This window comes from Xenorhabdus mauleonii, from assembly GCF_900113945.1.
Taxonomy (GTDB): domain Bacteria; phylum Pseudomonadota; class Gammaproteobacteria; order Enterobacterales; family Enterobacteriaceae; genus Xenorhabdus; species Xenorhabdus mauleonii.
The window spans coordinates 108,361-124,565 of record NZ_FORG01000003.1; the positions used below are offsets into that span (position 1 = coordinate 108,361).

General features: G+C 42.2%; 8 protein-coding genes and 1 pseudogene. 5 read left to right on the forward strand and 4 right to left on the reverse strand.

Going from position 1 to position 16,205, the window contains the following annotated elements:
• Positions 1-149: 149 nt before the first annotated feature.
• Complete coding sequence (locus BM100_RS03640; protein ID WP_092508048.1) at positions 150-5,852, reverse strand: inverse autotransporter beta domain-containing protein; 5,703 nt, start codon at positions 5,850-5,852, stop codon at positions 150-152.
• 697 nt (positions 5,853-6,549) lie between these two features.
• On the opposite strand from BM100_RS03640, the gene BM100_RS03645 reads away from it, so the two are divergent.
• Together BM100_RS03645 and BM100_RS03650 are read left to right on the forward strand one after the other, a co-directional pair.
• Positions 6,550-6,870 (forward strand): heavy metal-binding domain-containing protein, encoded by a 321-nt coding sequence (locus BM100_RS03645; protein ID WP_092508050.1) that lies wholly within the window; start codon positions 6,550-6,552, stop codon positions 6,868-6,870.
• A 231-nt stretch (positions 6,871-7,101) separates the two neighbouring features.
• Positions 7,102-7,809, forward strand: a complete 708-nt coding sequence (locus BM100_RS03650) for a GNAT family N-acetyltransferase (protein ID WP_092508052.1) — start codon at positions 7,102-7,104, stop codon at positions 7,807-7,809.
• A 41-nt stretch (positions 7,810-7,850) separates the two neighbouring features.
• Here BM100_RS03650 and BM100_RS03655 read toward each other — a convergent pair whose 3' ends face one another.
• From BM100_RS03655 to uxuA, 3 genes are read right to left on the reverse strand one after another with little or no spacing between them, the layout of a single operon-like run.
• Entirely contained in the window at positions 7,851-8,837 is a 987-nt protein-coding gene (locus BM100_RS03655; protein WP_092508054.1) for a sugar kinase, read from the reverse strand.
• Between the two features lie 27 nt (positions 8,838-8,864).
• A complete protein-coding gene (locus BM100_RS03660) occupies positions 8,865-10,376 on the reverse strand; it encodes a fructuronate reductase (protein WP_092508056.1) in 1,512 nt (503 codons plus the stop codon).
• Between the two features lie 11 nt (positions 10,377-10,387).
• On the reverse strand, positions 10,388-11,572 hold the full coding sequence (uxuA, locus tag BM100_RS03665) for a mannonate dehydratase (RefSeq protein ID WP_092508058.1): 1,185 nt from the start codon (positions 11,570-11,572) through the stop codon (positions 10,388-10,390).
• Positions 11,573-11,969: 397 nt separating this feature from the next.
• Here uxuA and BM100_RS03670 point away from each other — a divergent pair.
• The 3 genes and pseudogenes from BM100_RS03670 to BM100_RS03680 form a co-directional block, all read left to right on the forward strand.
• A pseudogene (locus tag BM100_RS03670) lies at positions 11,970-12,485 on the forward strand (type I restriction enzyme endonuclease domain-containing protein); the annotation flags it as partial.
• A 205-nt stretch (positions 12,486-12,690) separates the two neighbouring features.
• Positions 12,691-13,674 carry an AAA family ATPase gene (locus BM100_RS03675; protein ID WP_092508060.1) on the forward strand — a complete coding sequence of 328 codons (984 nt, stop codon included), beginning with the start codon at positions 12,691-12,693 and terminating at the stop codon, positions 13,672-13,674.
• A gap of 15 nt (positions 13,675-13,689) precedes the next feature.
• Complete coding sequence (locus tag BM100_RS03680) at positions 13,690-16,200, forward strand: S8 family peptidase (RefSeq protein WP_211284488.1); 2,511 nt, start codon at positions 13,690-13,692, stop codon at positions 16,198-16,200.
• Positions 16,201-16,205: the final 5 nt, after the last annotated feature.

Below are 16,205 nucleotides of genomic sequence, written 5' to 3' on the forward strand. Positions count from 1 at the left end.
AAATGCAAAAAATAAATAATAAATATATTTACGTGAAGTCTGATTAAAACAAAATTAAAGCCACGTGTACAGCATTTACTCATTATTTTTAAACTGCCCCGAATGGGGCAGTTTTCCAGTTAAAGAAAATATCATTAATGATTCGATCATTATTTTACACAACTAATAACGTAACTCCCACCACCTACATCATCAATGTTATTGCCAATAACCTTATTATCATTAAGGCTGAGAATTGCTCTCACATTTTCATTGCCATCAGATTCTGATGTCCAAATATTACCACTAACCTTTTTACCATTAACCGGCCAACCATAAGCAGCATATAGCGAATACTCGCCAGATGCAGTTTTTTTATTCAAAGCTGCCAAACTTTTTGCTTCTTCAATTGTTGGCAAGCGCGCCTGCATATTCTCTTTGCAATAACTCTCAGCTCTATTCCATTTTAATTGTGCCCAGCTTTCTTTGTTCCTTTTGGCAGGGTTTATATCCTCATAGCTAATCTCCTTCACTAGCTTTAGCCTATGGAAATTCAAGCCGTTGCCATTTGGTACACTTTCAGGCATATGCCCGTAATACTGAGCATCTTTTACATTTGGGCTGGTAATCACACTAAAGATCACATCCCTAGTCTTCTCAGTAAGATCTCCTTTACTGCCTTCTGCGGTTATTTTTAAGGTCGTCTTCACACCTAAACCCTCTGGGTCAGTGAGTTTGATAACAAGATTGCCCTCTCCATCTGTCTGACCAGAAACGGTATCACCTTGTTTCTTTCCTAAAATTCCTTTCTTTTGTGCTTCTAGATTTATGGTGATCTCATTTGTCTTGATTGCGGTTTTAGCTTGGTTCATTGCAGATAGATTAATGGTGACAGGCACGCCACCTACCGGAGTTCCGTCCTTACTGGTTTTGATCGTTAACTCAATATGTTCTGCTTCATTATTAAGCAAATCGATTTTAGCTCTCTTTCTCACTTCACGTTGAGATTCACTTCCGTCCAGCGCGACGCTAAAACTATCCGCGATCCCTTTAACCGAACCATCTGGATTACCCTTCAAATCAGGAAACTCTGTCGTGGTTTTGGTTATCGGTACACCATCAAGGGCTTTATGCTCTACCTCATTATTATCTGTCCAGTCCACATTAATTCTCGGCTGAACGGTAAGTTCCAGAACTTTCCCTCCATCATGTATCGAAACTTCATGTGGTGGTATCTCTCCATGAGTAAGAATTTTCTGGTCTTTGGTAGCAACATCTTGAGCCGTCTTCCCGATTTCCCCCCAGTTATAGCGGGAACTGTCGTTCCCATCATAGAGCAAAGCATCGCCCTGGTAGGTGGCTTTCAATATCGCCCCTATCGTCAGTTCCTTACTGCTTTCATCCAGCATAATTGTCAGATCTTTAATCGTCGGGGCGTTGTCCGGATCTAATAAACCGCGAGACCTAGTACCAGCGGTGGTTTTGTCTCTTGGATCAATAACCTTTCTTTTCTCATCGACCTTTCCAGTGTAGATCTCTTGCTTTTCACTGCTTCCCCCTTTGCCATTGGTGGGGGTAATCGTGAATCTTACAGTTCTACCTGAATACTCTTTACCGAAAGCAGGAGAAACAATTTTACCGCTATTGCCATCAGATATTGCGCCATGATCAACCTCTACCTCTTCATTGTTTTTCTCAGTGTTAACAACAATCCATTGGTAGGTTGACTGATCCGTTGGTTCTCCCTGATTGGGATTAAATATGTAGGTTGCGGTCAATTGTTGATGAATTATCAGTTTTCCGCTCAAGATCAAATCATCAACGGTAGGTTTGGCATCCGGATTATAGAGATCAATCTCGGTCACTTTTTCCAAATCCGTCCCTTCAACCTTGGTCGTGATTTTCCACTTACCGGTTTTTCCTCCCACATCGGCAAGCACTTCATAGATGCCGGAACCCTCTGGATTTTCTTTCACTTCTTTGATGGCCGGTGCATTACCCTCCCCCACCAACTCAGCAGCATTGTCACTGTATTTGATACTGTTTTTGATACCCGAAAGCGGATCTCCTTTATGATCTTTCAAAACAATTTTGATGATCGTTTGTTGTGTACCATTGGCCGCCACAATCCCATTCTTGTCCGATGGCTCGATGCTTGATTTGGTATCATCAACTTTACTGCCTAACGATTCGCCAAAAGTAATGGTCGTCGGTTTCAGCTCCTGACCATCCACCGTTGGGGTGACTTTCAGAACACCTTTTTTCTCCCCTGCGGTGATCTTAGCTTTGTAAATCCCGCTACCGGCCGGATCTTCTCTCACGCCTTCCAGTTTTGGCTCAGATCCTTCGCCATACAATCCACTTTTATCTTCCGTCAGATTGATTTTGTCCACGGCACCTGTAATGGGGTTACCGTCCTTGTCGGTCAGTTCAAGAACGATGTCTGTACTCTCACCTTTCTTACTGAGCGTACCCTCTTTGGGCTTGAACGTCGTTTTGCCCGGATCTACCATATTTTTCACTGACTCACCAAAATCAATCACGGTGGAATTCAGTGCATGACCATCAACTGTCGGCGTGATTTTCCATTTACCTTGTTTGGTTCCGGCAGTGGTCACAACTTCATAAATCCCGCTGCCTTCCGGAACTTCTTTAATCGTCGTGCCCAGTACCGGATCTTTGCCGTCGCCGGTGAGTTCACTTTTATCCTCAGTCAGTTTGATCTTGTCAGCGATACCGTTCACAGGCTTGCCATCTTTGTTGCCCAGTTTCAGGCGAACAACCGTCTGGGTTTTACCATCAGCAACCATTGATTTATTGGCAGGCTCGAAGTGGGTGTTATCCTTATTCACATCCTTGCTCTGAGAGTCACCAAAAGTAATGGTTGTCGGTTGCAGTTCCTTGCCATCCACCGTTGGGGTGACTTTCAAGGTACCTGTTTTCCCACCAGCAATAACCTTCGCTTTGTAAATCCCGCTACCCGCCGGATCTTCTCTCACCGCTTCCACTTTTGGCTCAGATCCGTTACCGTACAGCCCACTTTTATCTTCAGTCAGCTTGATTTTGTCCACGGCGCCAGCAATGGGGTTACCGTTCTTATCGGTCAGTTCAAGAACGATGTCTGTACTCTCACCTTCCTTGCTGAGCGTGCCATTTTTGGGCTTGAACGTCGTTTTGCCCGGATCGACCATATTTTTCACTGACTCACCAAAATCAATCACGGTGGAATTCAGTGCATGGCCATCCACCATTGGCGTGATTTTCCATTTACCCTGTTTGGTTCCGGCAGTGGTCACAACTTCATAAATTCCGCTGCCCGCCGGCACTTCCTTAACATCCGTCCCCAGCACCGGATCTTTGCCGTCACCGGTAAGTTCACTTTTATCCTCAGTCAATTTTATCTTATCGGCGATACCTGTTACGGGTTTACCATCTTTATTGCCCAGTTTCAGGCGAACAACCGTCTGGGTTTTACCATCAGCAACCATTGATTTATTGGCAGGCTCAAAGTGGGTGTTATCCTTATTCACATCCTTGCTCTGAGAGTCACCAAAAGTAATGGTTGTCGGTTTCAGTTCCTTGCCATCCACCGTTGGGGTGACTTTCAAGGTACCTGTTTTCCCACCAGCAATAACCTTCGCTTTGTAAATCCCGCTACCGGCCGGGTCTTCTCTCACCGCTTCCACTTTTGGCTCAGAACCCTCACCGTACAGCCCACTTTTATCTTCAGTCAGTTTGATCTTGTCCACAGCGCCAGCAATGGGGTTACCGTCCTTGTCGGTCAGTTTAAGAACGATGTCTGTACTTTCACCTTCTTTGCTGAGCGTGCCATTTTTGGGTTCAAAGGTTGTTTTTCCCGTATCAACCATATCAATCAGTGATTCGCCAAAATCAATCACCGTCTGCGGCAATTCATGTCCGTCAACTTTAGGAATAATGGCCCATTTGCCGTGCTTAGTACCGGCAATGGCGGGGATCTCATAAATACCGCTGCCTTCCGGAACTTCTTTAATTGTCGTGCCCAATACCGGATCTTTGCCATCACCGGTGAGCTGGCTCTTATCGTCGGTCAAGGTGATACTGCCCGCGGCGTCGGTGATAGGCTTGCCATCTTTGTCCGTCAGTTTCAAGCGAATAACAGTTTGAGTTTTGCCATCGGCCACCATGGATTTATTGGCCGGCTCAAAACCGGAATCTGTTGGATTGACAGCAGAAGCGATAACCTGTATCTGAGCTTCCATCCGCTCTGAGGCATTGCCCTGTTTGTCATAGGCCACACCGGACAGGCTGTAGGTGTTGTTGCCTTTCTCATTATATGATGGCAAGGTCAGCAGGTAATGGGTTCCGCCGCGAACGGATGAAGCAGTGGCATTCTTAAACAATTCACCACCTTCACCGCGGGCATTTTCACTGCGGACAAGCTGCCCATTCATGCTTTCCAGCTTACCGCCTCCGGCCACCAGGCTGGCAGTGTCCCAGATAATTTCTTTCAGCCCATGTTTAGCGCTGACATTCACATTCAACGGAATAACAGCCCCCCCACGCCCGCTAATTCGTGTTTCCATCATCAGGCGTATCAGGTTTTTCTTGCGGTATTCCAGCACGATTTGGTTATTGCGCTCGACCAAGTCATAGCGACCGCCTTGCAGAGTACGCTTAAAGGCCACTGCATTGGGGTTAACTTGTTTTGACCATGGTGTGCCAATCTCATAATTGAGACCGAAATTAAACAAGGTTTCCCCGCCCCCTGCAGCACTTTGGCGGCGATCAAGCCCTAAGGTTACCAATGGAATAGGCGTGTAGTTCACACCAAGGGTAAAGGCTGCCGGATTTTTCTGACGCTCCGTTTCACTGAGTAACCCCACTTCATTGCCAAAATATTGCTCATAGATAAACTTCCCCCCCAGTTGTGGATAGGTTGGTACATACCCCTCTGCCCGCAGGTCAAAGCCATTGGCCGGACGCTCCTCATAATCAGTCAGTTTTTGACCTTCTTTCCAGCCACTAGCGCGGAAGTAACCGTTAATCCCAAATTTCATAAAGTCACGGGCATACTCCGCCCCTATGCCGAAACGGGTATGCTCGCGGGTAATATCATGGTCAAGAAAGGCGTTATAGCCAAACATGCCATCTTCCAGAAAATGACGCTGTCCCAGCCCGAAATTCGCCGTGGTACGGCTGTCGATGTGGCGCAGACCAAACTGAGTGAACGTCAGGTGTTTCGCGGTATCGTACAATGGCAACAGCATATCAAACTGACTGCCGTCCAACCGCCCGCGGTCATCGACATTGGCCTGCACTTTGACATTACCGTAACGTTGCAGCCAATTTCGTACCGCCTGATTAGCTTCACTCACAGCCATTCCTTGCAGTTGACGCTTGGCATTGTCCACAATGTTGCCGCTGTTTATCATGCCCGCAGCGTGGGATGCGGTGCTCGCCAACCAGCGCTCAGTGCTGTTTTCTGTGATGGGAGGTTCTGTAGCGCGAATGCCAGTTGCAGCTTTTAGGCTGTCGCCCAGCAGTTGGTCAGATGTGGAATGCGGTACGTCAATCTCATCTCCGGCACCCAATTTCGCAAACGGTTTATGGAATACCCGTTGTTGGTTGAGCCTTTTGAGCTCCGTAACGGTCAGGCCATGACGTTTCGCCACACTTTTGATACTTTCACCGACACTCAATCGGTAAGGCCGGGTTTGTTCAATTTGTCGATGGTCTTCCCGCACTTGGTTCTCACTTTTGGCGGTTACCACGGCGGGGGTCAATGTAGCCGCAACGGGAAAAGCCACTAGGGCAAAGATATTCACCCACGCCACCCATTTGAGGTGGTGGCGCTGCTTTTCTGTCCATTGCCTATCTTGTTTCTTTAGCATATTTATCAACCTTTAGAATCAACATTATTTTCACCAGATATAGATAAATTCTGGTGTCATTGACTCATCCCAGAGCGATATTGCTATTCCTGTGATGGCTTTACCTTTTCATAGAAAATAAATAAGTGTATTTATTCCGGTATGGTCAGAATTAGTTAACTTTAAAACTGAATAAAAAATCGAAAAAATAATTCGATGATTAATCAAAAGTGAAATTAGACCATCCTTTAGTTTTTATCATTATTTCCACCAATTTATTAATCAACCCCAGATTATTAACAAACTTGACATTTAATTAAATATTAAATAATTAAATAAGTTACCTTTTCAAAATTGGTTATTTTGTTCATTTTTATAATTTAACAAAAAATGCCATTTTGTTAATTTTATGAACACATATTTGATGAATATAATTAATACTCTTGATTCAAACATTAAGTGCAACACCGTAAATTCAAACCAAATTTAACCAAAAATAACATAGATTAAAAATACGGAATTTTTAAATTTTCCTTCAGATAAATTCCATTATGTCTACGAATAAAAAACTTGAACCATGACTTATAATTCAAAAGGTATTAGATGAATTTGAGAAAGTATTTAATATGATTCTGGAGTAATATAGTCACCTAATGTGGCAGATAATGCCGCCCAAACACCAAGAAAAAAGTGATGCAATATCAAATGGAGATCGATTATGAAAAATTCAACAACACCCACACTGGAAGGCTATACCATCACCGATTATCTGGGTGTCGTCACAGGGGAAACGATTCTTGGGGTCAATATTGTGAAGGACTTTTTTGCCGGGATCAGAGATATCATCGGTGGACGTGCAGGCTCTTATGAAAAAGAATTGAAAAATGCACGAGAAATCGCCTTTGCAGAAATGAATGCTCAAGCTCAAGCCTTAGGTGCCAATGCGGTTGTCGGCATTGATATTGACTATGAAACCGTCGGGAAAAATGGCGGTATGTTGATGGTTACCGTATCGGGAACAGCAGTTAAGATTGTTTAAAGAAAAAAATCGTATTGAGTTCGTGAATTAAGCCATCGGTTGGGTGGCTTAATTTGTAAGATCTGCCTTGTATTGTCCCCGAATACCAATGATAACATCATGAATTGGCGAAAAATAAATCTAACTTTAAGGAGCCTTCTTTTATATTTCACTATGCTATGGTTTGCACCATACAGCTGTAGGCCAATTAAGTAATGAATAAAATCGTCATTGCTGATGGGAGACATATTTATGTTATTCAGATCAAAATCTTTCAATATTAATCGTTCGGATAATTCCAATTCGTTGAACCGTTCTCAATCCAGCCCTAATTTATCTTCCCTTTCTTTTGACGCTAAAGCATCATTAGTTTCTGAAAAAATTTCTTTATCAAAAGCATATGAAATATCAAGACTAATAAAATTAAGAATAGAAAACAGCAAATGGAAACTAAAATTAGACAAAAAAGAAAGAAGAGATACAGAATTAAGAAATTGGAATGACAGGTGCATATACTCTTGTGGCGTTCTTCAATCGATACAAGAAAGAGTAGGTAGAACATTACGTGAAGACATTCACGAACAAGAAAAATATCATTGTTTCGTAGCCAATTTTAGAGGCACCCCTGTCGGAGTACTAATACTGACTATTACAGAAAAGAAATTACTCAATGCCCCAAAATTCCTGCCTGATATTCCCCTGATCTTAGATATTTCTACACATCCTGGTATTAGAGGAGGAGGTATTTCACTTATCGAATGTGCAGTCAATGTTTCTTATCAATTAGGAAAAAATGGCGTAGTTCAACTGACCCCAATTGATGAAAGCGAAGGTTCTTATAAATATATGGGATTTAATAAAATACAAAGTAATAGGCTCGTTTTTATGGTGCTAAGACCTGCCGAAAGCCCTAAATGGCAACTAATAGAAGGACGTTATCGTTTTTTGTGGAATGTATAGTTAAATTGGATAAATTTCACAGTCATAAACAGGGTGAGTTCTTATTTCTTATGGGATTTTTGAACATTAAAACACCCTGTAATCTGCCATGTCGCTATGTTAGAAACAATCGCCCCTTTATGCTGAATCACAACCCCTGCCAATTCATGCCCCAGTAGCGCGGAGTCATGAATAGATTGCCCATTCAGCAGCCCGGAAATAAAACCAGCATTAAAGGCGTCCCCCGCCGCAGTCGTATCAACCACTGTCGCAACCGGCTCTGCCGCAATATGCTGCATTTCAGCCTGCTCACGTAAATCTCGATAAAAACAGCCCTTCGCCCCTGCTTTGATAATGGCTTGTTTGACGCCCATCTTTTGCAGGCGATTAAAACTTTCACTCATCAAATTCACGCCAGTCGAAGCCTCTCCCCAGAGCTGCAATTCATCATCGTCAGTCACCAAAGCAATATCGGTGATGGCATACATTTTCTGATAACACTCGCGAGCTTGGGCTACGCTTTCCCATAACGCCGGACGATAATTGCTGTCGAAGAAAATGGTTTTGCCTTGAGAAGACAATTTTTTCAGGTCATTAAGCAGCAATTGGCGATCTTCTTCGGGTAAAATCGCCAAAGTAATTCCGCTGAGATAAAGCGCGTCCATGCCCTCCAATTGCTGGCAAATTTTAGGGTAATCCGCATGTCGCAACAGATAGCGAGCCGCGGAGTTATTGCGCCAATAAAGAAATGTTCGTTCACCCTGTTCATCGAGCTGTATCAGGTATAAACCCGGTTGATGGGCGCTATCGATTAATACCAAAGACGTGTTAATACCCTCTTGCTGCCAGCGAGTGATCATTCCGCAACTCAAGGGATCTACGCCCATTGCTGTGACGAAATAGACATCCAGCGAACCTTTCCCCGCTCTGGCAAGGTATACCGCACTGTTCAGTACATCGCCACCGTAACTCTGTGTCATTGAACCAAATGGCTCACCGTTCAGTTCGATCATACATTCACCGATCAAAGCAATTTTTGCGGCTCGCATCTTTTAATCCTTACCTGACTTATTTATTCAACGGTTTTCATCTTGGGATGAAAGGATTTCAACAGCCCGACGCGCACCGATATCCAGTATTTGTTGATACGCATTGATAATATTCTCGACAAACTCACGGTTTTTAATCAACTTATTACCGAAGATCGCTTCAATCGCCAATAACTCTTCAACTAATGCCTTAACTGATTCCTTAACGACAACCACAGAAAGCCCATGTTTGACATAAATGGCCGCAAAGAGCGATTTTAATGGATCGCGCACATCAATCGGTTGGCCTTGTTCATCCACTCCACCGACATAACGCATCCATGCTGCAATGCCTAATGCCAAGTGGCGGTAATCGCTGCCTTGTTCAATGTGCCACTGAACCGAATCGAACCAACGTTGTGGCAATTTCTGACTGCCATCCATCGCAATTTGCCATGTTTGATGTTTTAAAGAGGGATTGCTAAACCGCTCAATCAATTTCTCTATATAACTGGCTAAATCTGTATTTTCCGGCATCGACAATGTGGGTGCTTGTTCATTCAGCATCAAAGCATGCACGGCTCGGCGATAATCCGCGTTTGTCATAGCATCGGAAATATGTGCATAGCCCCCCAAATACCCCAAATAGGCAAGGAATGAATGAGCGCCATTTAATATGCGCAGTTTCATCGTCTCAAAAGGGGTAACATCTTCGACAAATTGCGCACCAACCTGATCCCAATCCGGACGCCCATGTGCAAAGTTATCTTCAATAACCCACTGATGGAAAGGTTCACAGGCAACGGCACAAGCGTCCTTCCACCCCAGCAATTGGGCGATTTCAGTTAACGTTTCCTCTGTCACTGCCGGCACAATGCGATCAACCATCGTACAAGGAAATGTCACTCGCTGTTCAATCCACTGTGCCAACTTTTCATCCTGCAAACGCGCTAATTCCAGCACAGCTTGACGAGCAACATGACCATTTTCCCGAACATTGTCGCACGACAAAATAGTGACTGGCGGCAACTGGCGTTCAAAACGCAGCTTTAATGCCGCCGTCATATACCCAATGGCAGAGCGTGGAGAAGATGGACACGCCAGGTCTGCAATAATCAATGGGTTATTCCGATCTAAATGCCCGGTCGCTGCATCAATGCAATAACCTTTTTCCGTCACAGTCAAAGAGAAAATAGCCACATCCGGGCTGGCCATTTTTTCAATGATGGCCTGAGCACCATCAATTAATGGATGCATCGCCTCTTTTATTGAGCCGATGATTTTTAATGTCGTCACATCCTGACTTTTCTCTGCCACGGTATAGCGCATTGACTGTTTTTTTAGATTTTCAACCAACAAAGCGCCCTGCTGTGACATCAAGTTAACTTCACAGTATCCCCAATCGCTGTCGGTTTGCTGCAATAGATGGTGTGTATACAGAGCCTGATGCGCACGGTGGAATGCGCCACAACCCAGATGCACAATACGCGTGGTCAGCCGTTCTGTTGTCCAGTTAGGAAACAGAGCGGGCTTCATGGTGTTGATAAGATTTTTTTCCATCATGCGCCGCCTTATGCTTTATAAAAGGCACGGTGAATACCCAGTTCAAGACCGCGCAACTCAGCCAATGCTTTAAGGCGGCCAATCGCCGAATAACCGGGATTAACTTTCTTTTTCAAATCATCCAGCATTTGGTGCCCATGATCGGGGCGCATCGGGATAAGGTGAGTTTCACCTGCGTGCAACCGACGATGCTCTTCTTCTGCTATTGCTTTGATCACGGCATACATATCCACATCGCCGGCAAGATGGGTAGATTCATGGAATGTTCGTGGATTTTCTTCACGCAAGATTGAACGCAAATGCAGAAAATGGATCCGAGAACCAAACAATTTGATCATTTTCACCAAATCATTATCTGCACGTACCCCGTAAGTTCCGGTACACATCGTGTAGCCATTGGCATGACTGTCTACGGTCTCAGCCATCCAGCGCATATCATCCAATGTAGAAACAATGCGTGGCAGGCCTAATATCTCGCGGGGTGGATCATCAGGATGAACCGCCATTTTGATCCCGATCTCTTCTGCAACCGGTATGATTTTTCTCAGAAAATAGGCAGAGTGCTCACGCAATTTAGCCTTATCAATGCCTGAATAACGTCTCAGATGCTGGCGAAATTCATCTAAGGTATAACCTTCTTCCGCACCGGGAAGACCTGCAATGATCGTATTTATCAGCTTTTGTTTTTCTGCTTCAGTCATTGCGGCAAAGCGCTTCTTCGCCTGCGCAATTTCTTTATCGTTATAATCTTTTTCCGCACTTTCACGTTGCAGAATATAAATGTCGAAAACAGCAAATTCTATTTGATCAAAACGCAGCGCCTTGGAGCCATCAGGCAATTGATATTCCAGATCCGTGCGAGTCCAATCCAGAACCGGCATAAAGTTATAGCACACCGTTTGAATCCCGCAGGCAGCGAGGTTACGCAACGTCTGCTGATAATTGGCAATCCATTTATCATATTCCCCCGTATGCGTTTTAATATCTTCATGAATGGGCACGCTTTCCACCACCGACCACTCAAGCTGATGGGATTCAATCAGCGCCTTACGCTCTTTTATCTCCTCAATAGACCAGATTTCACCGTTGGGGATATGGTGCAACGCCGTCACTATCCCCGAGACTCCCGTTTGACGGATATCAACCAATGAAATGGGATCTGTCGGGCCATACCAACGCCAAGTTTGTTTCATGATGTCCTTTCTCCTATTTCATAAGCCATTTAGCCTCCCATAATTTTCCCTTTTCATCTGGTGAACCAATAACAAGGAGAAATACAGGCTCAGCAATTACTGTGGAGTAATATTACGGAATTTGTAGCAACTCAGGTTACGCCAGTTGATATTGCCAATATGCGACAGGTATTAGAAAAATAAAAAGTGAGTGAGAATCCGTGAAGACGAGCCCAGCGATAAAAAATCTCACTTAGCTATCGCAAAAACAACGCGTAACAGCATGCAGGTTAAACAGCTAAAACAGTCTCGGACATGGTGTGAAAATAACCTTCTGTGGATGAAATTACACCGCAGGATTGAAAATACCTATGATGCTCAAATATGGAATCTATAATAATTATAAGGTTTACCAAGTGAAAAATTATTGGGAAAAGCCATTAGTGAATTTAAAAAGGTCAACCAACTACAGGGAGTCAACTTTTCCCGCCGTTTTCAAGCAATCCTCGATAGTTATAACGAACGCAGAGCAGATGACATCTTAAGTGGCGAAGAATTTGAAACGTTTAGCCAAGAGACGGCAGATATTATCTACGATATTAAAACTGAAATGGGCACTTACGCCGAAATGGGAGTTGATATTGAAGAAAAAGCTTTTTATGACATTTTGAACCATATGCGTGAAAAATATCAATTCACCTATGACGATGAAAAAATGCTCATTTTGGCCAAAGAAATGAAGCTAGTTGTTGATAATTCGGCCCAATACCCAGATTGGAGTAAGCGAGACGACATTAAAGCCAAACTCAAAGTGGATTTAATTCTTCTACTACACAAACATAATTTCCCTCCAATAGCGAATGACGAAGTCTATTACGGCGTGCTGGCACAAGCAGAAAATTTTAAAATGAACCGAATGAACCAGACTGCCTAAAACTAGTCAGTATTCAGAAGAATAAAATGCTACATGCTATGCTGTAAGGGAGGCTAAAAAAACTCACTTACACATGGCATATCCTTTGTTATGCCATAGATTAAAATACAACCGAGTCTCACATGGATGTTTCATCAGTACTATGTCAGAATGCTAGGCAGTTTTTGTAGTTATCCTATGTCTTACATAATACGAGAAAAAGGTCATGGCAAGTTCGGAGCAGGTTAAAGCACTATTGCAATCTCATCTGGAAAAAGATGATGACAGATTTATGTCTGTTGCATTGCAAGTTGCTGCTTATGAGGCTCGCCGTGGGCATGGCAAGCTCGCCCAAGAGTTAAGAGATATTGTTGAAGTTGCCAAAAAAAAATCTAACCTCAATAAAAATGCACCAATATCAATAGCGAAAGGGATACAAGACACGAGCGGTCTACTCTCTACCTCCTATCCTAAAAATAAACTTGTCGATCTTATTGCCAAAGATGAACTAAAAAACAAACTTGAACGTGTGATTCGTGAACAAAAATTTATGACAAAGCTGAAAAGTCATGGGTTGTCTCCACGAAGAAAAGTGCTTTTGGTTGGCCCACCGGGAACAGGAAAAACATTTACAGCCTCAATTCTAGCCGGAGAACTTGATTATCCTTTATTCCAAGTCAGGTTAGATGCTCTTATTACAAAATTTATGGGCGAGTCATCTGCAAAGTTAAGGCAGGTCTTTGATGCGATCGATAATGTCCGTGGTGTTTACTTTTTTGATGAATTTGACGCGCTTGGTTCACAAAGAAACGCTGGAAATGATGTTGGTGAAGCGAGAAGGATCCTTAATAGTTTTCTTCAAATGATTGAGCAAGATGAATCAAATAGTCTAATAATTTGTGCTACTAACCACATTGAAATACTTGATCACGCTCTTTTTAGGCGATTTGATGATGTCATTCGATATGAGCTTCCTGAAGATGACGAGGTAATTATTTTATTTAAAAATAGATTATTGCCATTCGTCGCAAAGAATTTTTCTTGGAAAAAATTACCAGAAAAAGCCAAAGGGTTGAGTAGCGCAGAAATTACAAGAGCTGCTGAAGAAGCAATAAAAGACATGCTTATTCATGGTCATAACAAAATTAGTATGTCTTTACTAGACTCAGCAATCACTGATAGAAAGAATATGCGTAATGAATTATTTTAATAGGAAAGGGATAACATGCCTCCTGTAATAAAAGAAAAAAAGCATATATTTATTGGAAAAAATGGCAAAGTAAAAAAATATTCAGCTTATCCGACTCCTAGACCGCCGCCTGATATACCAATACGTGATAGGAATATACATGGGCATCAATTACTTCATCGACTTACTCAAATAAAATCAAAAGAAAGATTACTACTCAATGAAGCAGAGAAATATGAACTCGATTCTGTTCTAGGAATACAAATTACTTTCGAGAGTTACCCTGAAATAGAGTTTGATTTTGAGAAACTTGCAGACGTTAGAAGTGGCATTGAGATTCTTAATGTAATCTCTGTTGATAATAAATACATAGCAACAATATTAGTTCCTATTGGAAAATTTTCTGTTCTAGAAAAGAAAATAGAACAATACCTCGACCCTAAAAAAGACAAGAATAAAAACCCTAAAAATAGCAAACTAATAAATGCAATAAAAACTATACGACAAGCAGTTATTGAATATTTATGGAGTGATAACCCAGAGTTATATCCTGAATCTCCAGATGAAATACAATGGCTTGAAATTTGGTTACCTGTTGGTGCTGATAGGCAAGCAATCATTAGTGATTTTAAAAAATTATGCTCAATTCTAAATATTAAAATATCTCAAAGCACATTAGAATTTCCTGAAAGAACGGTTCTCCTCGTAGAAACGTCACTAAACCAATTAACACAGTCTGCTTTGTTATTAAGTAAGATAGCTGAAATAAAAAAAGCAAAAACCACTGCTGATTTTTTTGAACAGCTTCCCATATCAGATCAGCTTGAATGGTGTAATGATTTATTAAGCAGAGCATCATTTAAGCTCAATGATGATTGCCCATATATATCTATTATGGATACAGGTATAAATTTCGGTCATCCATTACTCCAACACGTATGTAACGAAAATGACTTATTTGTTATTGAGCCGAACTGGGATCCTGCTGATAGTGATGGGCATGGAACTGCAATGGCCGGTATCGCTACATTTGGTGATCTATCTTTAATATTAGATTCGCAAAATTCTGTACAAACCAAACACAGAATCGAGTCAATAAAACTCTTAAGATACTCGGGAGATAATGAAGGGAAACACCTGGGGCAAATTACTGCTGACGGCATATCCCTTTCTGAAATCACCAATTTTGATAGAAAAAGAATTTATACGCTTGCTCTATCTGCAAAAGACGCTATGGATAGAGGAAAGCCTTCAGCATGGTCTTCTGAGCTAGATGCTTTATCAGTGGATTATCTTGGTGATAATTTATATCGCAGACTTTTTATTGTATGCGCTGGCAATACCGGAAGTGATTTGACCGCTTTAAAAGAATATCCCCAATATAATGAATTACAAGATATTCATGATCCCGGCCAAGCCTGGAACGTACTAACCGTTGGAGCATATACAAATAAAATTGATATACAAGATGAAGGGGCAGAATCATATGTTCCATTAGCACCGAATGGCGGATTAAGCCCTTATAGTACAACGTCTGTCAATTGGGTATCTTCCATGCCAATAAAACCTGAAGTTGTATTTGAAGGTGGAAATATGGGGGTTGATTCATTTTCAGCCAGTTCAATGACTAGCCTACAGCTATTAACAACGCATCACGATATTCCAACGCGGTTGTTTTCGACATTTAATGCTACCAGTGCAGCAACAGCATTAGCCGCAAAGTTTGCTGCTGAAATTTATTCTGAATATCCTAATCTTTGGCCTGAAACAGTGCGTGCCTTAATTGTGCATTCCGCTCAGTGGACTGATTCAATGAAAAAACAGTTCAATTATCCCAATAAAACAGAACGCAAGAAAGCACAGCATTTAGCTCGAGTTGCGGGATATGGTGTGCCTGATCTAAAAAAAGCACTATGGAGCATGAATAATTCACTGGCAATGATTATCGAAGATGAACTACAACCATTTCAACTAATTAAAGGCGGGGAACCTACCACCAAAGAGATGCACGTTCATGAATTACCATGGCCAAAAGAAATTCTCCTTACATTAGGTGATGCACAGGTAAAAATGACTGTTACACTTTCTTATTTTATTGAGCCTAATCCCTCAAGCCGGAACATTTCAAATAAGTACCGTTATCCAAGCCATCAACTCAAATTTGATGTAAAACGACCCACTGAATCAACACCACATTTTTTGCAACGCCTCAGCCGAGATGCAATCAATGAAGCAAAAAATATATCTAAGCCTCCCTTGGACTCAAATTGGCTATTAGGGGATTTTCGTCACAAGGGGTCAATTCATAAAGATGTATGGATGGGCAGCGCAGCCGACTTAGCTGAACGCGGTATGGTAGCTGTCTATCCCATGACAGGATGGTGGAGGACACGAAAAAAATTAGAAAGATATAATAAAATGGCTCGCTATGCCTTGATCATTTCAATTGAAACTAACTCCACAGATATTGATTTATACACACCAATACAAAATCAAGTAAACAATAGGAGTTTTATAAAAACTGAAGTAACAATCAAAAATGAATAATAAGC

Coding starts and splice junctions, on each gene's coding strand:
- uxuA (WP_092508058.1), bottom strand. CDS start 11,572: ATGAAACAAACTTGGCGTTGGTATGGCCCGACAGATCCCATTTCATTG.
- BM100_RS03640 (WP_092508048.1), bottom strand. CDS start 5,852: ATGCTAAAGAAACAAGATAGGCAATGGACAGAAAAGCAGCGCCACCAC.
- BM100_RS03645 (WP_092508050.1), top strand. CDS start 6,550: ATGAAAAATTCAACAACACCCACACTGGAAGGCTATACCATCACCGAT.
- BM100_RS03680 (WP_211284488.1), top strand. CDS start 13,690: ATGCCTCCTGTAATAAAAGAAAAAAAGCATATATTTATTGGAAAAAAT.
- BM100_RS03675 (WP_092508060.1), top strand. CDS start 12,691: ATGGCAAGTTCGGAGCAGGTTAAAGCACTATTGCAATCTCATCTGGAA.
- BM100_RS03660 (WP_092508056.1), bottom strand. CDS start 10,376: ATGGAAAAAAATCTTATCAACACCATGAAGCCCGCTCTGTTTCCTAAC.
- BM100_RS03650 (WP_092508052.1), top strand. CDS start 7,102: ATGTTATTCAGATCAAAATCTTTCAATATTAATCGTTCGGATAATTCC.
- BM100_RS03655 (WP_092508054.1), bottom strand. CDS start 8,837: ATGCGAGCCGCAAAAATTGCTTTGATCGGTGAATGTATGATCGAACTG.